Here is a 21776-nt window from a genome sequence, read left to right on the forward strand (position 1 = left end):
GTGAAGTCGCGGTCCCTGGACGTCAGTTCAGGGACCGCGACTTTTTTGCGTCCGGACACCGGAAGTTCACGTGGCGCGGACATCATCCGAGCATGGGGACAACACAGTTGACCGCAGCGGGCGTCGGTGCCGGGGATGAGGTCGTGGTCCCGTCCTTCGGTGGGGCCGAGGTCGCCCGGGCCGTGCTGGAGGCCGGGGCACGCCCTGTCTTCGCTGACATCGATGCCGCCACCTACTGCCTTGATCCCGCCTCCGTGGCGGAGGTGATGACGTCCAGGACCGCGGCGATCGTTCCCGTCCATCTCTTCGGCCGCGCCGCGGATATGGCCGCACTGCGGGAGCTGGGGACGCGGCACGGTGCCGGCGTCGTCGAGTGGGAGCCGCTGCCGCGTACGGACGCGCTGGACGCGGTGCGGCGTCGGCAGTATGCCGCGTACCTGAGCCGTCGTCTGCGGGGTGTGGCGGTTCCGGCCGAGGCGGACGGGGCCGGGCACGCCTTTACGCGGTATGTGGTGCGGGTGCCCGGGAACGGGCGGCCGGACCGGGACGCCTTCCGCCGGGCGCTGCGGGCACGGGGCGTGGAGTGCGAGGTTCCGGTGCGGGTGCCGGCCCATCGGATGCCGGAGTTCTCCGCCGCGGTGCGGCTGCCGGAGTCCGAACGGGCCGCGGACGAGTGTCTCTCCCTTCCGCTTTCCGCCGCCATGGCGAAGAAGGACCTTCACCAGCTGGTGTCCGCGTGCAACGGTCTCGGCGGGCTGCTGCGGGAGCGCGCGAGCTGAGGGCCTTCGGGGCGCTGGAGCGGGCCCGATACGAGTTCGATCCCGTGCCGGGGATCAGGTAAGATCTCTACCGCTGGCCGCGCCCCAATAGCTCAGTCGGCAGAGCGTCTCCATGGTAAGGAGAAGGTCAACGGTTCGATTCCGTTTTGGGGCTCTCCGCATAGCAGTGAAGGCCCCCGTCCATGACGGGGGCCTTTCGCGTGTCCGAAGGGGAACTACTCGGGGATGCGCATGGCCAGGATGGCCATGTCGTCGGACGGGGCGTCGCTGGCGAAGCGTTCTACGGCGCGCATGATGCGGGCGGCCACGGCCCCGGCGTTGAGGCCCGTGCAGGTGGCCAGGACGTCGGCCAGGCCGTCGTCGCCGAGCATGCGGGTGCCCTCGCGGCGCTCGGTGACGCCGTCGGTGACGCACAGCAGCACGTCGCCCGGGTCGAGCGTGACGGTCTGCTCGTACAGTTCCAGGTCTTCCATGACGCCCAGCAGCGGCTGCGGGTCGGCAGCGGGTTCCACGGTGCCGTCCTGGCGCAGGCGCAGGGGGAGCGGGTGGCCGGCGCAGACGACCTTCAGCTCGGCGCCGCCGTCCTCCTGGGGGCGCATCTCGCCGTACAGGAGGGTGAGGAAGCGGCTTCGGGCGCCCTCGTCGAGGATGGCGGTGTTGAGGCGTTCCAGGACCGCCGGTCCGCTGAGGCCCTCGCGGGCGAGCAGGCGCAGCGCGTGCCGGGCCAGTCCGGTGACGGCCGCCGCCTCGGGGCCCGTACCGCACACGTCCCCGATGGCGAATCCGTAGGTGCCGTCGGTGATTTCGAAGAGGTCGTAGAAGTCGCCGCCGACCTCGTTGCCTTCGCCCGCCGCGCGGTAGATGACCTCCCGTTCGATGCCGCCCTCGATCTCGGGGAGGCCGGGCGGCAGGAGGCTGCGCTGGAGGGACTGGCTGATGGCGGTGCGCTCGGAGTAGAGGCGGGCGTTGTCGAGGGCGAGTGCGGCCCTGCGGGAGAGGTCCTCGGCCAGTTCGAGGATCTCCTGGCGGAAGCGTTCGTCGGTGGGCTTGCCGAGGGTCAGCATGCCGATGACGCGGTTGCGGGCCACCAGTGGCAGGACGACGGTCTCGCCGCCGACGGCGGCGGCGGTGGCCAGCGTGGTGCCGGGGGAGAGGTGGTGGTCCTCCCCGTTGAGGACGACGTTGCGCAGGGAGGTGCGCAGGGCGGCGGAGTGCGCCGCCTCGGAGGGCGCCGTCCAGACGCGGGCGCCGGGGGTGGGGACCGGTTCGGGCGGGTCCACCTTGGCGAGGAGTGCCTTGAGGTTGTCGATGCGGTCCTCGTCCTCGTGCAGGACGTAGGAGAGCTGGGGGTCGGAGCCGTGGTCGGCGACGGTGTAGACAGCGCACCAGGTGGCGAGGGTGGGCACCGTCATCTGAGCCATGAGCGCGAGCGTCTGGTCGCGGTCGAGGGTGCCGGCGAGCAGGTCGGAGGCCTCGACGAGGAAGGAGAGGGAGCCGCGCCGCAGGCGTTCCAGTTCGGTGAGGCGGGCGCGTTCGACGGCGAGGGCGATGCGGTCGGCGGCGAACTGGAGGCGCAGGGCCTCCTCGTTCGTGTAGCGGCCGGGGGCTTCGGTGGCCACACCGAGGGAGCCGGTGAGCCTGCCTTCCACCTTGAGGGGGACGGTGACGACGGAGCGCATGCCGGTGCCGTCCAGGAGGGGGACGGCACCGGGGACGACGGTCAGGTCCTCGTGGACGGAGGGCATCCGCGCGGAGCCGTAGCGGCCGCTTCCGGTCTCGACGGGGACGCGGGCGAAGCGCTGGCGCGCGGAGGGCAGCCCGGTGGAGGCGCGGACCTCCAGTTCCGTCTCGTCGTCGGTGGCCAGCAGCAGATAGGCGGCGTCGCCCTCCAGCATGTCGCGGGCGCGCTCCACAGTGCGCTGGAGGAGCCCGTCGAGGTCGTCGGGGGCCGGGGAGCCGATGAAGACCTCGAAGGGGTCGGCGGCGGACTGCTCCTGGGAGTCCCCGGCGGTGCCGGTGTTGTCGTGCGAGTGGACCCGGGGCGGGGACTGGAGGACGGCGCGCTCGTGTTCGCGCACCAGCAGGCAGACGGTGGAGGGCTCGCCATCGCTGTCCCGTACACGCAGGTGGGAGGCGTAGACGGGGATGGTGCGGCCGTCCGAGCCGCGCATGCCGTAGGAGCCCTCCCAGCGGGACAGGCGCAGGGCCTCGGCGATGCCGGTGCCGGTGCCGGGGGTGTGGGGCCAGGCGGCGAAGTCGGTGAGGGGCTTGCCGAGGACCTGCTCGGCGGGGTAGTCGAACAGTTCGCTGGCGTCCTCGTTCCAGGAGCTGATGGAGCCGCTGCGGTCGACCTGGACGACGGCGACGCGGACGCGGGTGTCGGTGACCGGGAGCGCCGTGTCGGGGAGGGCGGGCCCGGCCGTGCGGGTGCCCACGGGGCGCTCGGGGAGGTCGAGGCGGAACCAGACGCGCTTGTCGGAGGCCGTGTAGTCGACGCCCCAGCGGGTGGCCAGCGCGGAGCACAGCAGCAGTCCCCGGCCGCCCTCGCGGTCGGGGCTGGCGGGCTGCGGGTTGGTCTCCTGGAGCGGCAGCTCGCGCTCGGGGTAGCGGTCGATGACCTCGACGCGGACGCCGTCCTCGTCGCGCAGGCACAGCACCTCGGCGGCCGTGCCGGCGTGGACGACCGCGTTGGTGACCAGTTCGCTGGTCAGCACGACGGCGTCGTCCACGATGTCGCCCAGGCCCCAGCCCTGGAGGGTGTCGCGTACGAAGCCGCGCGCGGTGGCGACGGACCTGCCGACCGGTTCGAAGGTGGCGGCGGCTCGCGCGGTGATCACTGGTCTCCCCATGGACGTCCTGTCGGCCAGGCGCACTGGTGTGCGCTGCGCGGCCAGCGCCGCGGTGGTGCTCGCCTCTTTACTCGGGCCCTCCTGTGAGCCTCCGGTCCCCCGGGGAGGCCCCGTGGCAGAGTCCTCACGCTCGGCGCTCTGCTCTTGCGTCACCGCAGCGCCCCTCCGTAGCCCTTCGTACTCACACCGCTGCCCCCGTTCCAGTCCCCTACCCAGCGGACCGGGCGGAGCACCCGCCGGTATGGGGGTGAACGGACAGCCGGGTGCCAGGTTACTTACGTAGGCGTGGCGTGTGGCTGCCGGATGCGGGTGTTTTCCCCGGGGGCCCATGACGCAGTGCGGTATGCCATGCTGCCGAACTGTTATCGCCGGGTTCGGGCAGGGTGAAACACTGGGAAGGCTCGGAGTACAGGGCCCGGGCAGGAAGGTCGACCCGCAGGAGGGGCAGTGGAGTCTGGCGCAACCGCGCGTAGCGGCAACACGCGCGCGAAGGGCGGACGGTCCCGGAGAAGCGGGACGATCGAAGTGGACGCCGCCGCGGTCAACAGGCTGCTGGCCGCGCTCACGGCGATGCGGGACGGCAACTTCCGGCGGCGGCTCACCGTCACCGGCGACGGGCCGATGGCCGAGATCGCCGCCGTCTTCAACGAGGTCGCCGACCAGAATCTGCACCTGACGGGTGAACTGTCACGGGTGCGGCGCGTGGTCGGACGTGAGGGAAAACTCACAGAGCGGTTGCAGACGGGCACCTGCGAGGGCTCCTGGGCGTCCGCGATCGACGCGGCGAACGCGCTGGTGGACGACCTGGTGTGGCCCGTCTCCGAGGTGGGCAGGGTGCTCACGGCGGTCGCGGACGGCGACCTGGAGCAGCGCATGGACCTGCGCTCGCGCGGCTCCGAGGGCGGAGGGCATCCGCTGCGGGGCGAGTTCCTGCGGGTGGGCCGTACGGTCAACGGCCTGGTGGACCAGCTCTCCGCGTTCACGGACGAGGTGACGCGGGTCGCCCGTGAGGTGGGCACCGAGGGCAAGCTGGGCGGCCAGGCGCGGGTGCGCGGGATGTCGGGCTCCTGGAAGGACCTGACGGACTCGGTCAACACCATGGCGTCGCGGCTGACGGCCCAGGTGCGGGACATCGCCCTGGTGACCACGGCGGTCGCCAAGGGTGACCTGTCACGCAAGGTGACCGTTCATGTCGAGGGGGAGATGCTGGAGCTGAAGAACACCGTCAACACGATGGTGGACCAGCTCTCCTCCTTCCAGTCCGAGGTCAACAGGGTCGCCCGCGAGGTCGGTGTCGAGGGCGAGCTGGGCGGCCAGGCGCGGGTGCAGGGCGTGGCCGGCGTGTGGAAGGACCTGACCGACTCCGTCAACCTGATGGCGGGCAATCTGACCTCCCAGGTGAGGGAGATCGCCCAGGTGACCACGGCGGTCGCCAACGGCGACCTGTCCCAGAAGATCACCGTCAACGCGCGGGGCGAGGTCGCGCAGCTCGCCGAGACGATCAACGCGATGACGGACACGCTGCGCACCCTCGCGGACGAGGTGACGCGCGCGGCGAGCGAGGTGGGCACCGACGGGGTGCTGGGCGGCCAGGCGGCCGTGCCGGGCGCGGCCGGCATCTGGAAGGACCTGACCGATTCGGTCAACACCGCTTTCCGCAACCTGACGGCTCAGGTGCGGGACATCGCGCAGGTGACGACGGCGGTGGCCAACGGTGACCTGTCGCAGAAGGTGACCGTCGATGTCGCGGGCGAGATGCTGGAGTTGAAGAACACCGTCAACACGATGGTGGACCAGCTGTCCGCGTTCGGTGCCGAGGTCACCCGGGTCGCGCGGGAGATCGGTGTCGAGGGTGAGCTGGGCGGCCAGGCGGCCGTGCCGGGCGCGGCAGGCACCTGGAAGGACCTCACGGACTCCGTCAACACCGCTTTCCGCAACCTGACGGGCCAGGTCCGCAACATCGCGCAGGTGACGACGGCGGTGGCCAACGGCGACCTGTCGCAGAAGGTGACCGTGGACGTCTCCGGCGAGATGCTCCAGCTGAAGAACACGGTCAACACGATGGTCGACCAGCTCTCCTCGTTCGCCGAGCAGGTCACCAGGATGGCCAGGGACGTCGGCACGGAGGGACGGCTGGGCGGTCAGGCACGGGTGGACGGCGTCTCGGGTACGTGGAAGGACCTGACGAACTCCGTCAACTTCATGGCGAACAACCTCACCTCCCAGGTGCGGCAGATCGCGCAGGTGACCACGGCGGTGGCACGTGGTGACCTGTCGCAGAAGATCGAGGTCGACGCGCGCGGCGAGATCCTGGAGCTGAAGAACACCATCAACACCATGGTCGACCAGCTGTCGGCCTTCGCCGACCAGGTGACCCGGGTCGCCCGTGAGGTCGGTACGGAGGGCAGGCTCGGCGGTCAGGCGCAGGTGCCGGGTGTCGCCGGGGTGTGGCGCGACCTGACCGACTCCGTCAACGGCATGGCCGGCAATCTGACCAGCCAGGTGCGCAACATCTCGCAGGTCGCCACGGCGGTGGCGCGCGGCGACCTGTCCCAGAAGATCGACGTGGACGCGCGCGGCGAGATCCTGGAGCTGAAGACGACGCTGAACACGATGGTCGACCAGCTCTCCTCGTTCGCCGAGGAGGTCACCCGCGTCGCGCGCGAGGTCGGCACCGAAGGCATCCTGGGCGGCCAGGCGGAGGTCAAGGGTGTCTCGGGCACCTGGAAGGACCTCACCCAGTCGGTGAACTTCATGGCGAACAACCTGACCTCGCAGGTGCGCAACATCGCCGAGGTCACCACCGCTGTCGCGCAGGGCGACCTGTCGAAGAAGATCACCGTGGACGCCAAGGGCGAGGTGCTCGCCCTGGTGACCACCGTCAACACCATGGTGGACACGCTGTCGTCGTTCGCCGAGCAGGTGACCCGGGTGGCCCGCGAGGTGGGCACGGAGGGGCAGCTCGGCGGGCAGGCGCGGGTGCGGGACGTGTCGGGCATCTGGAAGGACCTGACCGACAACGTCAACATCATGGCCAACAACCTGACCAACCAGGTCCGCAACATCTCCCAGGTCGCCACGGCGGTCGCGGGCGGTGACCTGACGAAGAAGGTCACTGTCGAGGCCAGCGGCGAGGTCGCGCAGCTCGCCGACACGGTCAACACGATGGTCACGACGCTCTCGTCGTTCGCCGAGCAGGTCACGCGGGTGGCCCGCGAGGTGGGCACGGACGGTGTGCTGGGCGGCCAGGCCCGTGTGCAGGGCGTGGCGGGCACCTGGAAGGACCTGACGGAGTCGGTGAACTCCATGGCGTCCAACCTGACCGGCCAGGTGCGGCAGATCGCCATGGTGACGACGGCCATCGCCAAGGGTGATCTGACCAAGAAGATCGACATCGAGGCGAACGGCGAGATCCTCCAGCTGAAGACCACCATCAACACGATGGTCGACCAGCTGTCCACCTTCGCCGAGCAGGTCACCCAGGTCGCCCGCGAGGTGGGCACCGAGGGGCAGCTGGGCGGCCAGGCCCGGGTGCCCGGTGTCGCCGGTACGTGGAAGGACCTGACGGACTCCGTCAACGAGATGGCGGCCAACCTCACCCGTCAGGTGCGCGCGATCGCGGACGTGGCCACCGCGGTGACCCGCGGCGACCACAACGTGCGCATCGACGTCGACGCGGCCGGGGAGATCCTGGAGCTGCAGGGCTACATCAACACGATGATCGCCAACCTGCGCGACACCACCCAGGCCAACCAGGAGCAGGACTGGCTCAAGGGCAACCTCGCCCGCATCTCCGGACTGATGCAGGGCCGCCGCGACCTGCGGGACGTGGCCGGTCTGATCATGAGCGAGCTGACGCCGGTGGTCTCGGCGCAGCACGGCGCCTTCTTCGTCGCGCTGCCCCAGGGCACCCCCGAGGGCGCCGTCGGGGTCGGCGCGGGCCCGGGGGAGGACGGCTCCTACGAGCTGCGGATGCTGGGCAGCTACGGCTACTGCACGGACAGCATGCCCACCTCCTTCCTGCCGGGTGAGTCCCTCGTGGGGACCGCCGCGAAGGAGAAGCGCACCATCGAGATGGGCAATGTGCCGCCCGGGTACCTGAAGATCTCCTCGGGGCTGGGCGAGGCGCCACCCGCGCACCTGGTGGTGCTGCCGGTCATCTTCGAGGGCACGGTGCTGGGCGTGATCGAGCTGGCGTCCTTCCAGCCGTTCGGGCAGATCCAGAAGGACTTCCTGAACCAGATCGCGGAGATGATCGCCACCAGCGTCAACACCATCAGCGTCAACATGCGTACCGAGCGGCTGCTGGAGCAGTCGCAGGAGCTGACGGCGCAGCTCAAGGAGCGCTCGGCGGAGCTGGAGAACCGGCAAAAAGCCCTCCAGGAGTCCAACGCGGCACTGGAGGAGAAGGCCGAGCAGCTCGCCCAGACCAACAGCGACATCGAGATCAAGAACCGGGAGATCGAGGAGGCGCGGCAGGTCCTGGAGGAGCGTGCCGAGCAGCTGTCGGTCTCGATGCGCTACAAGTCGGAGTTCCTGGCCAACATGTCGCACGAGTTGCGCACCCCGCTCAACTCGCTGCTGATCCTGGCCAAGCTGCTGGCGGACAACGCGGAGAGCAATCTGACGCCCAAGCAGGTGGAGTTCGCCGAGACGATCCACGGCGCCGGGTCCGACCTGCTCCAGCTGATCAACGACATCCTCGACCTGTCGAAGGTCGAGGCGGGCAAGATGGACGTCAGCCCGACGCGCATCGCGCTGGTGCAGCTGGTGGACTACGTGGAGGCCACCTTCCGGCCGCTGACGGTGGAGAAGGGGCTCGACTTCTCGGTCAGCGTCTCACCGGAGCTGCCGGCCACGCTGCACACCGACGAACAGCGCCTCCTCCAGGTGCTGCGCAATCTGCTGTCGAACGCGGTGAAGTTCACCGACAGCGGCGCCGTGGAGCTGGTCATCCGCTCGGCCCGGGACGACGTGCCCGAGGCGATCCGCGAGCAGATGCTGGAGAACGGCTCCCTCCAGGAGCCGGACGCGGAGCTGATCGCCTTCTCGGTGACCGACACGGGCATCGGTATCGCGCAGAGCAAGATGCGGGTGATCTTCGAGGCGTTCAAGCAGGCGGACGGCACCACCTCGCGCAAGTACGGCGGCACCGGCCTGGGGCTGTCCATCAGCCGGGAGATCGCACGGCTGCTGGGCGGCGAGATCCACGCGGTCAGCGAGCCGGGCCGCGGCTCCACCTTCACCCTCTACCTGCCGCTGCACCCGGTCGAGCTGCCGCCCCAGGGCTACAGCCAGCTGCCCGCGGGTGGCGCGCCGGCGCTCCCCGCCTCCCAGGTCCCCGCTCAGGGCGAGGCCGCCGAACCGGAGGCCGGTCCGGCACCGGCCGCCCCGCAGGCTCCGGGCGTGGAGCAGACCGCCGAGGAGGCCGCCAACCGGCTGGCCGACCGGCGGCGGATGAGGGACGCCAGCGGGCAGGCGCAGCCCGAACTGCCGCCGGAGGCCCGGCCGTCGGCCCCGGCGTCGGAGAACGGCGCGGGCACCGCCGCACGGGCGCCCTCGGCGGAGCAGCCGGGCGGCACGGCCCCGGCGGAGGGCGGCGAGGCGGGCGGGCCGCAGCAGGCCGCCCGGCAGCAGAGCGGCCAGGCGCCGTCGGCGGGCGCCGGCGAGGTGGGCGATCTGGCCGGCCGCAAGGTGCTGATCGTCGACGACGACATCCGCAATGTGTTCGCGCTCACCAGCGTGCTGGAACAGCACGGTCTCCAGGTGCTCTACGCGGAGAACGGCCGGGAGGGCATCGAGGTGCTCGAACAGCACGACGACGCGGCGGTGGTGCTGATGGACATCATGATGCCGGAGATGGACGGTTACGCCACGACGGCGGCGATCCGCAAGATGCCGCAGTTCGCCGGGCTGCCGATCATCGCGCTCACGGCCAAGGCGATGAAGGGCGACCGGGAGAAGAGCATCGAGTCGGGCGCTTCGGACTACGTCACCAAGCCGGTGGACACCGATCACCTGCTGTCCGTCATGAGGCGGTGGATCAACGGCGGGTGAATATGACACCGTGTCGCTGAGGGCCACATGCTGACTCAGTGTGGTCGGGCACGTGTGGAAACACGGTAAACCGGGAACCTTTTGGTCCCCTGGAGCGTTTCTGCTACGTGCACAGTGACATCACGGTGACAGGGTGTGGTGGGCCGCAGGGTGCGGCTACCATGACCGGCACAAGGACGGGCGGCGGCGACAGAGAGCCGCTCCCAGGGGCGGCGTCCGAAAGGCTGCCGGGGCGAGGAGGACGGGCCATGGTGCAGAAGGCCAAGATCCTCCTGGTCGATGACCGGCCGGAGAATCTGCTGGCGCTGGAGGCCATTCTCTCCGCGCTCGATCAGACGCTGGTACGGGCATCGTCAGGGGAGGAAGCGCTCAAGGCGCTGTTGACCGACGACTTCGCGGTCATTCTGCTGGATGTCCAGATGCCGGGCATGGACGGCTTCGAGACGGCCGCGCATATCAAGCGCCGCGAGCGCACCCGGGACATCCCGATCATCTTTCTCACTGCCATCAACCACGGGCCGCACCACACCTTCCGCGGTTACGCCGCGGGCGCGGTCGACTACATTTCCAAGCCGTTCGACCCGTGGGTGCTGCGGGCCAAGGTCTCGGTCTTCGTCGACCTCTACATGAAGAACGTGCAGCTGCGCGAGCAGGCGCAGTTGCTGCGGCTCCAGCTGGAGGGCAACGGCGGCGAGCGCCGCTCGGACGCGTCCGGCGGCGAGGGCGGGGAGGCGCCGGGGCTGCTGGTGGAGCTGTCCGCGCGGCTGGCCGCCGTCGAGGAGCAGGCCGAGGCCCTCACCAAGCAGCTGGGCGACTCGGCCGACGCCGCGACAGCCGCGACCGCGGCGCATCTGGAGCGCAAACTCGCCGGTCTGCGCCGGGCACTTGACGCGCTGGAGCCCGGCGCGGACGGTGACCCCTCGTCGCACGTGCCCTCCCAGAACTGACGCCGCCGCGCGGGGTGCCGGCCACCGCTCCGGGCGTCCGTGCCTCGGGTGCCCGGCACGGGTAACCTCACACCCATGGCCTCACGCGCGTCGGGAACAGGAAAGGCAGCCAGGAGAGCACCCGCGAAAAAGGCTGCCCCGAAAGCCGTGAAACCGGCCCCGGCGAGGAAGCCACCGGCCAAGAAGGCGCCCGCGAAGAAGGCCCCGGCCAAGAAGCCGGCCGCCAAGGGGAAGGGCAAGGGCGCGCCGTCCCCCTCCAGCGGCGTCCTGCGGGTCCTCAAGGCGTGCTGGCTCGGTCTGGCGCACGCCGTCGCGGGGATCTTCCGCGGTATAGGGCGCAGCGGCAAGGCCCTGGATCCGGCGCACCGCAAGGACGGTCTGGCGCTGCTGCTGCTCGGCCTCGCGCTGATCGTCGCCGCGGGCACCTGGTCCAACCTCCAGGGCCCGATGGGCGACCTGGTGGAGATGCTGGTGACCGGCGCCTTCGGCCGGCTGGACCTGCTGGTGCCGGTACTGCTCGGGGCCATCGCCGTGCGGCTGTTCCGGCATCCGGAGAAGCCGGAGGCCAACGGCCGTATCGTCATCGGCCTTTCGGCGCTGCTGATCGGCGTGCTGGGCCTGGTGCACATCGGGTGCGGCGCGCCGGGCCGGGGCGAGGGGGACGCCGCTGTGCGGGACGCGGGCGGCCTGGTCGGCTGGGGCGTCTCCCGGCCGCTGATCTTCACCGTCGGCGAGATGCTGGCCGTGGCGCTGCTGGTGCTCGTCACCGTCTTCGGGCTGCTCGTGGTGACGGCGACCCCCGTCAACGCCATCCCGCAGCGGCTGCGCGCCGCCGGGGTGCGGCTCGGGATCGTCCAGCCGGTCGCCGGTTACGACTACGACGTCGAGGACGACGAGGAGTTCTCTTCCGCGCGCTCCTCCCGCCGTGCGCCCGGCGCGCGCGGGCACGGCACCGGCCCGGACCTCGCCGAGCAGGAGGCGCTGGAGAGCCGGCGCGGTGCCCGCGGGGGGAAGGCCGGTTCGCGGGGCCGCCGGGCGCTCCCCGAGCCGCTGCCCGAGGACGAGGGGGCCGTCGGCGCGGGCGCCGGGACGGGCGAGAGGACCCTGGGCGCCGTCGATGTGGCCGCCGCTGCCGCCGCCTCTCTGGACGGCGCGGTGGTCAACGGGATCCAGCCCTCGCCGGTGGTCGCCGACCTGACCAGTTCCGTCTCCAGGGCGCGCAAGGGCCGCCGCGGCCAGTCCGCCGACACGGGTGTGCCGGGCGCGCGGGGTGACTCGTCCGACAGCGAGCCCACCGAGCGGACCCCGGTCCCGGATCTGACCAAGGCGCCGGCGCCGCCCGAGCCGGCCGAACTGCCCCCGCGCGCGGAGCAGCTCCAGCTCGCCGGGGACATCACGTACGCGCTGCCGTCCCTGGACCTGCTGGAGCGGGGTGGCCCGGGGCGTGCGCGCAGTGCCGTCAACGACCAGGTGGTGGAGTCGCTGACCACCGTGTTCACCGAGTTCAAGGTGGATGCCGCGGTCACCGGGTTCACCCGCGGCCCGACAGTGACCCGCTACGAGGTGGAGCTGGGCCCCGGAGTCAAGGTCGAGAAGATCACGGCGCTGGCCAAGAACATCGCCTACGCGGTGGCCAGCCCCGATGTGCGGATCATCAACCCGATCCCGGGGAAGTCCGCCGTCGGTATCGAGATCCCCAACAGCGACCGGGAGATGGTCAGCCTCGGCGACGTGCTGCGCTCCGCCGAGGCGGCGGGCGAGGACCATCCTCTGCTGGTCGGTCTCGGCAAGGACGTCGAGGGCGGTTACGTCTCGGCCAATCTGGCCAGGATGCCGCACATCCTGGTCGCGGGTGCCACGGGTTCCGGCAAGTCGTCGTGCATCAACTGCCTCATCACCTCCGTGATGATCCGGGCCACCCCGGAGGACGTGCGGATGGTGCTGGTGGACCCCAAGCGGGTGGAGCTGACGGCCTACGAGGGCATTCCGCATCTGATCACACCGATCATCACGAACCCGAAGAAGGCCGCCGAGGCGCTCCAGTGGGTCGTCCGCGAGATGGACCTGCGCTACGACGACCTGGCGGCGTTCGGTTTCCGCCACATCGACGACTTCAACGAGGCGGTGCGCGCCGGCCGGGTCTCCGCACCCGAGGGCAGCGAGCGGGAACTGACCCCGTATCCGTATCTGCTGGTGATCGTGGACGAGCTGGCGGACCTGATGATGGTGGCGCCGCGCGACGTGGAGGACGCGATCGTGCGCATCACCCAGCTGGCGCGCGCGGCGGGCATCCACCTGGTGCTGGCCACCCAGCGCCCGTCGGTGGACGTGGTCACCGGTCTGATCAAGGCCAACGTGCCCTCCCGGCTCGGCTTCTCCACCTCGTCGCTGGCCGACAGCCGCGTCATCCTCGACCAGGCGGGCGCCGAGAAGCTCATCGGCAAGGGCGACGGGCTCTTCCTGCCGATGGGTGCCAGCAAGCCGACCCGTATGCAGGGCGCCTACGTCAATGAGCGGGAGATCCAGGCGGTCGTCGAGCATTGCAAGGCGCAGATGGCCCCCGTCTTCCGTGACGACGTCACCGTCGGGCAGGGCAAGAAGAAGGAGATCGACGAGGAGATCGGCGACGACATGGACCTGCTCTGCCAGGCGGCGGAGCTGGTCGTCTCGACGCAGTTCGGCTCCACGTCGATGCTCCAGCGCAAGCTGCGGGTCGGTTTCGCCAAGGCCGGACGGCTGATGGACCTGATGGAGTCGCGGGGCGTGGTCGGGCCCAGCGAGGGGTCCAAGGCGCGGGATGTGCTGGTCAAGCCGGAGGAGCTGGACGAGGTGCTGGCGGCCATCCGCGGCGGGGATTGAGAGCGGGACCGGCCGGGAAAGGGCGCGCGGAAGCGTGGGCAACGGGAGGCGGAAGAGGACGGAAAACGGCGCCGAGCCACGAGTGGCGACAGGGCCGGGCGGGCACCCGGACCACAGCTCACTCGAAAGGACGAGCGAGGCAACCGTTTCCGCGGGCCATACGTCACGTTGAGGGAAGGAACGGCTCCGGCGCCCGCGCAGCCGGTTCGGCGCGGTGCCACCCGCCGCTGCCGCGCCGTACGCGGGCCGTGCAGATGGCGTACAAAGTCGCTCCGCCCGCTTGCCCCACCCTTTTGCCCCGCCCCTAGACTGAACCTCCAGCAGGTGGCTACACGCTCGAAAGGCGCCCCCGTGTCCATCGGCAACTCACCCGAAGAGGACCGGCCTTCGGTCGGTCGAGCCCTCCGACAGGCCCGGATCGACGCACGGTTGACAGTGGAGGAGATCAGTACCTCCACACGGGTGCGGGTCCCGATCGTGCAGGCGATCGAGCAGGACGACTATTCCCGGTGCGGTGGCGACGTGTACGCCCGCGGCCACATCCGAACGCTTGCGCGTGCCGTCGGGCTCGACGGTGACGCGCTGGTCGAGCAGTACGACGCGGAGCACGGCGGGCGCCCGCAGCCGACCGCTCCGGCCACGCTGTTCGAGGCGGAGCGGATCCGCCCCGAACCCCGCCGGCCGAACTGGACCGCCGCCATGGTGGCGGCCATCGTCGCGGTGATCGGTTTCGTCGGCTTCACCCTGGTCAGCGGCGGCGGCAAGGAGTCGGGCAAGCAGGTCGCCGAGGGCTCTTCCGAGCAGTCACCCTCCACCAGCGCGAAACCGTCCCCGTCCAGGACCAGCGACCCCAAGCCGTCCGAGAGCGCCATCGCCGGAGCACCCGCCGACAAGGTGACCGTGCGGATGACCGCCGAGAAGGGCAGCAGCTGGGTCTCCGCGAAGGACCACAACGGCAAGCTCGTGCACGAGGGGGTGCTGAAGGAGGGCCAGTCCAAGACCCTCACCGACGACAAGCGGCTCGACCTGGTGCTGGGCAACTCGGGTGGCGTCAGGCTGTACGTCAACGGCAAGGAGGTCAAGCACGCGGGCGAGGTCGGCCAGGTGCAGCGCCTCAGCTACACCCGGGGAGACCCCGAGGCCGGGTGACCGGGGCATCCCGAGCGGGATGAGGGACCCCGCCCGGACCGGCCGGGTGCGCGGCCCCAACCTGGCGGCGGGGGGAGCGTGCGGGACGAAGTAGGCTGAGCCCATGCCCGAACGCCGTACCGTCGCCCTTGTCACTCTCGGCTGCGCACGTAACGAGGTGGACTCGGAGGAGCTCGCAGGCCGCCTGGCGGCGGATGGCTGGGACCTCGTCGAGGACGCCGCCGACGCCGACGTGGCCGTCGTCAACACCTGCGGTTTCGTCGAGGCCGCGAAGAAGGACTCCGTCGACGCGCTGCTGGAGGCCGGCGACCTCAAGAACGCGGCCGGTCGCGGCGAGAGCAGAACACAGGCCGTCGTGGCCGTCGGCTGCATGGCCGAGCGGTACGGCAAGGAGCTGGCGGAGGCGCTGCCGGAGGCGGACGGCGTCCTCGGCTTCGACGACTACGCCGACATCTCCGACCGGCTGCAGACCATCCTCAGCGGCGGCACGCACACCCCGCACGTCCCGCGTGACCGGCGCAAGCTGCTGCCCGTCAGCCCCGTCGAACGGCAGGGCGCCGACGTGGCGCTCCCCGGACACGGTGCCGCCGCGGGCGCCGAGGCGGCGGCGTCCGCGCCCGCCGACCTGCCCGAGGGCATCGCGCCCGCCTCGGGACCGCGCGCTCCGCTGCGGCGGCGCCTGGGCAGCAGCCCCGTCGCCTCCGTCAAGCTCGCCTCCGGCTGCGACCGGCGCTGCTCCTTCTGCGCCATCCCCTCCTTCCGCGGCTCGTTCGTCTCGCGCCGCCCCGCGGACGTGCTGACCGAGACGCGGTGGCTGGCCGAGCAGGGCGTGCGGGAGATCATGCTCGTCTCGGAGAACAACACCTCCTACGGCAAGGACCTGGGCGACATCCGCCTGCTGGAGTCGCTGCTGCCCGAGCTGGCCGCCGTGGACGGTATCGAGCGGGTACGGGTGAGCTATCTGCAGCCCGCCGAGATGCGGCCGGGACTGATCGACGTCCTCACCGGCACCGAGAAGGTCGCCCCCTACTTCGATCTGTCCTTCCAGCACTCGGCGCCGAAGGTGCTGCGGGCGATGCGGCGCTTCGGGGACACCGACCGCTTCCTCGGGCTGCTGGAGGAGATCAGGAGCAAGGTGCCCGAGGCCGGTGTCCGCTCCAACTTCATCGTCGGGTTCCCCGGCGAGACGGAGCAGGACTTCGCCGAGCTGGAACGCTTCTTGACCTCGGCGCGGCTGGACGCGATCGGAGTGTTCGGATACTCCGACGAGGAGGGCACCGAGGCCGCCGGGTACGAGCACAAGCTGCCCGGGGAAGAGATCGCCGAGCGGCTGGCCCACCTGACACGGCTCGCGGAGGAGCTGACGACCCAGCGCGCCGAGGAGCGTGTGGGGGAGACCGTGCGGGTACTGGTCGAGGCTGTGGACGAGGAGGAAGGACCCCTGGGACGCGGGGCGCACCAGGCGCCGGAGACCGACGGACAGGTGCGTCTCGTCCCCTCCGGTGGGAGCGACGACGCGGCGCGGGCCCTGGCGGTCGGCCGTATGGTCGAAGCGAAGGTGATCGCCTCCGAGGGCGTGGACCTGGTCGCCGAGCCGCTCGCCGGCGCCGGGAAGCCGCTCGCCGGCGCGGAGACGGGCGCGAGCGTGCCGGGTGCGCGCACGCGTGCCGCCGGCGCACCTGGCCGGCCCAGGGAGGGGGTGGCCGGATGACGGGAGCCCCGGCCTCCGCGGCGAGGCGTGCCACTGTCCCGAAGCCGAAGGCGGTGAGCGCCGTGCGCCCTGTGAGCCTGTGGAACATCGCGAACGTCCTCACCATGGTGCGGCTCCTGCTGGTGCCCGCTTTCGTGCTGCTCATGGTGGCCGCCGGAGGGCACGATCCCGCCTGGCGCTCGTTCGCGTGGGCGGCCTTCACCGTCGCGATGATCACCGATCTGTTCGACGGCGAGCTGGCGCGGCGCCACAACCTCGTCACCGACTTCGGCAAGATCGCCGACCCGATCGCGGACAAAGCGATCATGGGTGCCGCGCTGATCTGCCTCTCGGCTCTCTCCGACCTGCCCTGGTGGGTCACCGGCGTGATCCTCTTCCGCGAGCTGGGCATCACGGTGATGCGGTTCTGGGTGATCAGGCACGGGGTGATCCCGGCCAGCCGCGGCGGCAAACTGAAGACTCTCGCCCAGGGCGTCGCGGTCGGCATGTACGTCCTGGCGCTGACCGGGCCGCTGGCGACCGCGCGCTGGTGGGTGATGGCGGTCGCCGTCGTGCTGACGGTCGTCACCGGTCTCGACTACGTACGGCAGGCGATCGTGCTGCGCCGGGCGGGACTGGCCTCCCGGAAGGCCGACGCGACGGCGGAGGAAGCCGGTGCCACGGAGGCGGCCGGGGCCGACGCGGCCACCGGAACGGCCGAGGCAGCCGAGGCGGCCGAAGCGGCCGAAGCGGCCAAGGCTGTCGGAGGTGCCGGGGCTGTCGGAGGTGCCGCAGGAGCGGCCGGGGCGGCCGAGGGCGCGGCTGGAGCGGCGGCCGGGGCGGACGAGGGTTCCGGGACCCGGGAGGGCCGCCAGGGCGCTCAGGAGCCACGGGAGGCCGCCGAGGGCCGTCCGCGGCCCGCCGAGCTGCCGGAGTCCGTACCGGGGAGTGGGGCGGGCGCCCCTGCCGCACCGGAGCACTCGGGGGCCGGACGGAGGGAGCCCGGGGCCGGGCACAGCGGACGCGGCGGACACAGCGAGGGGAACGAACGGTCGTGACGGATGTGGAGTCCCGCGCGGGCGGGGTGATCGCGCTGCTCGCCCAGCGTGGCCAGACGCTCGCTGTCGCGGAGTCCCTGACCGGCGGACTGGTGGCCGCGGAGATCACAGCGGTCCCCGGGGCCTCACGCGCCTTTGTCGGCTCCGTGACGGCGTACGCGACCGCGCTCAAGAGGGATGTACTCGGCGTGGACGGGGCACTCCTCGAGGAGCGGGGTGCCGTGGACGCGGACGTCGCGGGCCAGATGGCGCGGGGCGTACGCACGGCGCTCGGCGCGGACTGGGGTGTCGCCACGACGGGTGTCGCCGGGCCAGAGCCCCAGGACGGGCAGCCGGTCGGAACCGTGTACGTGGCCGTCGCCGGGCCGGGGACGGAGCCGGTGGTGGACAAGCTGCGGCTCGACGGCGGCATGCGCGGCGACCGGGCCGGTGACACGGGTGAGGAAGCCGGAGAACGTGTGCGTGCCGGTATCCGTACGCAGAGTGTTCGAGGAGTACTGGAGCTGCTCTACAAAGAACTGATCGGAAATGCCGGAGGGCAGGATAGGGAACAGACCGGGGGGAATGGATGTTTGCAGCCCTGAGTGAACACGACATCGCTCCCCGCACGGCTGCGTGTCAAGGCGGTACGGTGGAGCCTGAAGGAATCAGGGCCAACTGGCCGTCCCGACACAGGCTGTGGAAGACGCCGCGCGTTGAGAGGGAGGAGCACCGATGATTCTGCTCCGTCGCCTGTTGGGTGACGTGCTGCGTCGGCAGCGCCAACGCCAGGGTCGAACCCTGCGCGAAGTCTCTTCGTCCGCCAGGGTCTCGCTCGGATACCTCTCCGAGGTCGAGCGCGGCCAGAAGGAAGCCTCGTCAGAACTGCTCTCCTCCATCTGTGACGCTCTCGATGTGCGGATGTCCGAGCTGATGCGGGAGGTCAGCGACGAGCTGGCACTCGCGGAGCTGGCCGAGTCCGCGAAGAGCGACGCCGTGCCCGCGCCCATGCGGCCGGTGCTCAACCCGCTGTCCGTCACGTCGGTCACCTCGGTGCCGGAGGAGCGCGTCACCATCAAGGCGCCCACGGAAGCCGTGGACGTGGTCGCGGCCTGACGGCCGTGTGACGCCGCGACGCCGCTCCGGTTCGCACGTGTGCCGGGCCGGGCGGCGGAGACGTGTGAGACGAAGAACGTGTGGCCCCGCCGGAAGATCCCGGCGGGGCCCACGCGTGTTCCAGGAAGTCCGCGGGGTGCCTCCGGGGTGCCTTCGTGGTGCTCCCGGGGCCGAAGGGGTGGCGGCGAGCCGCACCGGGAAACCGCTGGCCGGTGCGCGGTTGTCAGCGCTTGGTGACCGTGCGGGTGCGGCCGTCCCCGCGCTGTGGTCGCGGGGTCGCGCGGAGTGCGCGACGATGACGGAGGAGCCGGAACACCGGGACCGAGCACCCTCGCGGGAGGTGGCGGCATGGCGGCGGTGGGCCACTTCCTGCTGGTCCGCTGGGTGCTCAGCGGCGCCTGTGCCGTCGGCTGGCTGTGCGCGATATGGCGCCTGGCCGCGGGGGAGGGCGGACCGGTGGAAGCCTCGGTCGCGGCAGGAGGATGGGGGTTGAGCGTCCTGCCGGTGCATGTGGCGCGCGGGGGCGCCCGGGAAGGGGCACGGGGGAAGGGGGACCGCGGGGCGTGCAGGGTCACCAGGGCATCGCGACGCCGCCGTTGGGGCGCAGGATCTGCCCCGTGGTGAACGAGGAGGCGTCCGAGGCGAGGTGCAGCACCGCGTGGGCGATCTCGTGCGCTTCGCCGACCCGCTCCAGCGGCGACATCCGCCCGAGCGCGTCCTCGGCCTTCCGCCGGCTCCCGGCGTCGTCCCGCTGCGTCATGGGGGTGCGCACCCATCCGGGTGCCACCGCGTTGACGCGGATGCCGTGCCGGCCGATCTCGGCGGCCAGCGTCTTGGTGAGCTGGACGACGGCGGCCTTGGCCGCGCCGTAGCACAGCAGCTCGGCCGAACCGGTGTCCACCGCCCCGGAGGCCATGGTGACGATGCTGCCCCGGGTCCCGGTGCCGATCATGCTGCGGGCCGCCTCCTGGCAGGTGCGCAGTACCCCCTTGAAGTTGATGTCCAGCACCCGGTCGAGGTCGGCGTCCTCCGTCTCCAGGACGGTACTGCGGTGCATGATCCCGGCGATCGCGGCGGCGATGTCGAGGCGGCCACCCGTGCGCACCGCCGCCTTCACGGCGCGGATGAGTGCTGCCCGGTCCGTCACGTCGAGCGTGTGTCCCCACGCCTCACCGCCCGCCTCCTGGATCTGCCCGACCGTGCGGTCGAGCCCCTTCTCGTCCCGGTCGGCGCAGTGCACCGCGGCGCCCGCCTGGGCGAGCAGCACGGCGGTCGCGCGGCCGATGCCGCTCGCGGCGCCCGTCACCAGGGCCGTCCGGCCGGTCAGGTCGTACGCCGGGAGCCTCATGGCAACGACCGTACGAGCAAGCTGACGGGCCGTCAATTCACGGGGTCCGACCTCAGTTCGCAGATCCGGTCGCGGGTGGCTGGCAGCGAGGGCAGTACCAGGCGGTGCGGGGGCGGTCCGGCGGGCCGTGGGGTCCGGTGCGCACCGGGGTGCCGCAGCGGTAGCAGGGGCGGTTCTCGCGGCCGTAGACGGCCAGCGCGCGGTCGGGCCGGGAACTGCCGGTCGTACGGCGCCGGACGCGGTCCTTGTTGGCCTCCAGGAGCCGCTTGGCGGCCTCCAGCATGCGGCCCGGCAACGCGGACGGCAGCGAACCCACCGGCGCCCAGGGGGACGTACGGGCCAAGAAGCACAGCTCGGAGGCGTAGACGTTGCCGATGCCCGCCAGATTCCGCTGGTCCAGGAGGGCTTCGACCAAGGGGCGTTCCGGGTCCCGGAGCAGCCGCCGCTCCGCCTCCGCCGCGTCCCAGTCCGCGCCGAGCAGGTCGGGGCCCAGGTGCCCCACCACTGTGAACTCCTCCTTGGTGCGCAGCAGTTCCAGGACGGGCAGCCGGATGCCGGCGGCGGTGTGCGTCCCGGTGGCCAGCAGGGCGCGGATCTGGTGGGCCGGGCCGAACCCGCCGACAGGAGTGCTGCCCAGGTCGCGGCGTGAGCCGTCAGGAGCACTGCCAGGAGTCCTGCCGACAGCATCGGTGCCAGGGTTGGCCCGCACGCGCCAGGCGCCCTCCATGCCCAGGTGCGAGTGCACCGTCAGCCCGCCCTCGACCCGCATCAGCAGGTGCTTTCCCCGCGGCACGACCTCCAGCAGCACCCGGCCCGACAGATCCGCGGTGGCCAGGCGGGGCACACGGAAGTCCGTACGCAGCAGGGTGTGGCCTGCCAGCGCGGCGTGCAGCGTGTGTGCCGTACGCCAGACCGTGTCTCCCTCGGGCATGGAACCATCGTCGCAGGAACTGCCGACAAACCGCCTGTGCGGACGGGAGACGGCGCCGCCGAACGGACCGGGTGGATCACCGGCTACGATCCTGGGCCATGCGGCAGTGGGGCTACGAACGACAGCACGACGCGCTCGACGTGGACGGGGAGGCCGAGGCGGAACAGCGGGACGCGCTGGAGGGGGCGCGGGACTGGGTCGACGATCACGTGGACCGCTGGCAGTCCGTGCTCCCCGACCTCAACCCCGACATCGAGGGTGCCGTCACGCGCATGCAGTTCCTCGCCGACCACCTGCGGCGGGTGAGCGAACGGTCACTGGCGGAGTTCGGGCTGCGCCGCGAGGAGCACGAGGCGCTGCACGTCCTCGTCCGGCGCGGATGGCGCACGACTGTCACACAGCTGGCGATGGACCTGGCCACGGCGCCTGGCACCCTGGACGAGCGTCTGGACGCCCTGGAGAAGCGCGGATTCGTGGTGCGCACCCGGGCACGGGGCGCGGAGCAGTCCGCCGCCGCGGCCGCCGGGGAGCCGGGCGAGCAGGGCGACGAGATCGAGCTGACCGACGAGGGACACGCCACCTGGCTCCGCGCCATCGAGACCTCCGGACAGGAGGAACGCCGCCTGCTCGGCACGCTCGACTGGCACGAACAGCGGCTAATCTCCTCGCTGTTGCGCCGCGTGGTGCTGACGATCGAGGGATACGACGAGAGCTGACGGCTGTCGAAGAGCGCGCGGCGGAGCCGCCCTCACCGGTCGAAGCCGCGCACGAGCCGGGCGACTGCCGAGAAGGAGGTTGCCGAGCGGGTGCTGCCGAGGTGCGCCGGTGACCCGGCCGGCCACCGGGTGGTACGACGGGCCGGCCGACCACCGGAACGGGTGGCGGGAGCCGCGCCGCCCGGCACCCATGTGGCACGGCATCCGAGTGGCAGAGCACCCGCGCCGCACGGTACCTGCCCTGCGCGGCACCCGCCCCGCACGGCACCCGCGCGGCGCCTCACCCCGCGCGCCAGCC

Annotated in this window: 12 protein-coding genes, 1 tRNA gene and 1 pseudogene; 11 read left to right on the plus strand and 3 right to left on the minus strand. The window is 71.5% G+C overall.

The window, feature by feature from the left end; genetic code table 11:
* Window positions 1-92: 92 nt before the first annotated feature.
* A complete protein-coding gene (locus FM076_RS24775) occupies window positions 93-779 on the plus strand; it encodes a DegT/DnrJ/EryC1/StrS family aminotransferase (protein WP_173873133.1) in 687 nt (228 codons plus the stop codon).
* A gap of 81 nt (window positions 780-860) precedes the next feature.
* Window positions 861-933: transfer RNA gene (locus tag FM076_RS24780), tRNA-Thr, on the plus strand.
* 61 nt (window positions 934-994) lie between these two features.
* On the opposite strand, the gene FM076_RS24785 is transcribed toward FM076_RS24780, so the two are convergent.
* Entirely contained in the window at window positions 995-3628 is a 2634-nt protein-coding gene (locus FM076_RS24785; protein WP_180217839.1) for a SpoIIE family protein phosphatase, read from the minus strand.
* Between the two features lie 447 nt (window positions 3629-4075).
* Here FM076_RS24785 and FM076_RS24790 point away from each other — a divergent pair, with 447 nt between their 5' ends.
* From FM076_RS24790 to FM076_RS24825, 8 genes and pseudogenes are all read left to right on the plus strand, one after another.
* Complete coding sequence (locus FM076_RS24790) at window positions 4076-9685, plus strand: HAMP domain-containing protein (RefSeq protein WP_173873135.1); 5610 nt, start codon at window positions 4076-4078, stop codon at window positions 9683-9685.
* Between the two features lie 248 nt (window positions 9686-9933).
* A complete protein-coding gene (locus FM076_RS24795; RefSeq protein ID WP_173873136.1) occupies window positions 9934-10632 on the plus strand; it encodes a response regulator in 699 nt (232 codons plus the stop codon).
* A gap of 75 nt (window positions 10633-10707) precedes the next feature.
* Window positions 10708-13491 (plus strand): FtsK/SpoIIIE family DNA translocase, encoded by a 2784-nt coding sequence (locus FM076_RS24800; RefSeq protein ID WP_173873137.1) that lies wholly within the window; start codon window positions 10708-10710, stop codon window positions 13489-13491.
* A gap of 351 nt (window positions 13492-13842) precedes the next feature.
* Window positions 13843-14640 (plus strand): RodZ domain-containing protein, encoded by a 798-nt coding sequence (locus FM076_RS24805; RefSeq protein ID WP_173873138.1) that lies wholly within the window; start codon window positions 13843-13845, stop codon window positions 14638-14640.
* Between the two features lie 103 nt (window positions 14641-14743).
* Window positions 14744-16351, plus strand: coding sequence for a 30S ribosomal protein S12 methylthiotransferase RimO (gene rimO / locus FM076_RS24810; RefSeq protein ID WP_243274627.1), 1608 nt, complete (start codon window positions 14744-14746; stop codon window positions 16349-16351).
* Window positions 16348-17223: pseudogene (gene pgsA, locus FM076_RS24815) on the plus strand (CDP-diacylglycerol--glycerol-3-phosphate 3-phosphatidyltransferase); the annotation flags it as partial. The gene rimO and the pseudogene pgsA, both read left to right, overlap by 4 nt.
* A gap of 161 nt (window positions 17224-17384) precedes the next feature.
* The gene (locus FM076_RS24820) at window positions 17385-17972 is read left to right on the plus strand and encodes a nicotinamide-nucleotide amidohydrolase family protein (RefSeq protein WP_173873139.1); all 588 of its coding nucleotides are present in this window, start codon (window positions 17385-17387) and stop codon (window positions 17970-17972) included.
* Window positions 17973-18102: 130 nt separating this feature from the next.
* Window positions 18103-18483, plus strand: coding sequence for a helix-turn-helix domain-containing protein (locus FM076_RS24825; protein WP_173873140.1), 381 nt, complete (start codon window positions 18103-18105; stop codon window positions 18481-18483).
* Window positions 18484-19054: 571 nt separating this feature from the next.
* Here FM076_RS24825 and FM076_RS24830 read toward each other — a convergent pair.
* On the minus strand, window positions 19055-19831 hold the full coding sequence (locus tag FM076_RS24830) for an SDR family NAD(P)-dependent oxidoreductase (protein WP_173873141.1): 777 nt from the start codon (window positions 19829-19831) through the stop codon (window positions 19055-19057).
* 52 nt (window positions 19832-19883) lie between these two features.
* Complete coding sequence (locus FM076_RS24835; protein ID WP_173873142.1) at window positions 19884-20762, minus strand: Fpg/Nei family DNA glycosylase; 879 nt, start codon at window positions 20760-20762, stop codon at window positions 19884-19886.
* A 98-nt stretch (window positions 20763-20860) separates the two neighbouring features.
* On the opposite strand from FM076_RS24835, the gene FM076_RS24840 reads away from it, so the two are divergent.
* Window positions 20861-21478, plus strand: a complete 618-nt coding sequence (locus tag FM076_RS24840; protein WP_173873143.1) for a MarR family winged helix-turn-helix transcriptional regulator — start codon at window positions 20861-20863, stop codon at window positions 21476-21478.
* Window positions 21479-21776: the final 298 nt, after the last annotated feature.

Source organism: Streptomyces albus subsp. chlorinus, from assembly GCF_013302895.1.
Classification (GTDB): domain Bacteria; phylum Actinomycetota; class Actinomycetes; order Streptomycetales; family Streptomycetaceae; genus Streptomyces; species Streptomyces chlorinus.

What these genes read in the sequence shown, in the direction of transcription:
- FM076_RS24800 (WP_173873137.1), top strand. Translation starts at nt 10,708, where the DNA reads ATGGCCTCACGCGCGTCGGGAACAGGAAAGGCAGCCAGGAGAGCACCC.
- FM076_RS24840 (WP_173873143.1), top strand. Translation starts at nt 20,861, where the DNA reads ATGCGGCAGTGGGGCTACGAACGACAGCACGACGCGCTCGACGTGGAC.
- FM076_RS24785 (WP_180217839.1), bottom strand. Translation starts at nt 3,628, where the DNA reads ATGGGGAGACCAGTGATCACCGCGCGAGCCGCCGCCACCTTCGAACCG.
- rimO (WP_243274627.1), top strand. Translation starts at nt 14,744, where the DNA reads ATGCCCGAACGCCGTACCGTCGCCCTTGTCACTCTCGGCTGCGCACGT.
- FM076_RS24825 (WP_173873140.1), top strand. Translation starts at nt 18,103, where the DNA reads ATGATTCTGCTCCGTCGCCTGTTGGGTGACGTGCTGCGTCGGCAGCGC.
- FM076_RS24835 (WP_173873142.1), bottom strand. Translation starts at nt 20,762, where the DNA reads ATGCCCGAGGGAGACACGGTCTGGCGTACGGCACACACGCTGCACGCC.
- FM076_RS24830 (WP_173873141.1), bottom strand. Translation starts at nt 19,831, where the DNA reads ATGAGGCTCCCGGCGTACGACCTGACCGGCCGGACGGCCCTGGTGACG.
- FM076_RS24795 (WP_173873136.1), top strand. Translation starts at nt 9,934, where the DNA reads ATGGTGCAGAAGGCCAAGATCCTCCTGGTCGATGACCGGCCGGAGAAT.
- FM076_RS24775 (WP_173873133.1), top strand. Translation starts at nt 93, where the DNA reads ATGGGGACAACACAGTTGACCGCAGCGGGCGTCGGTGCCGGGGATGAG.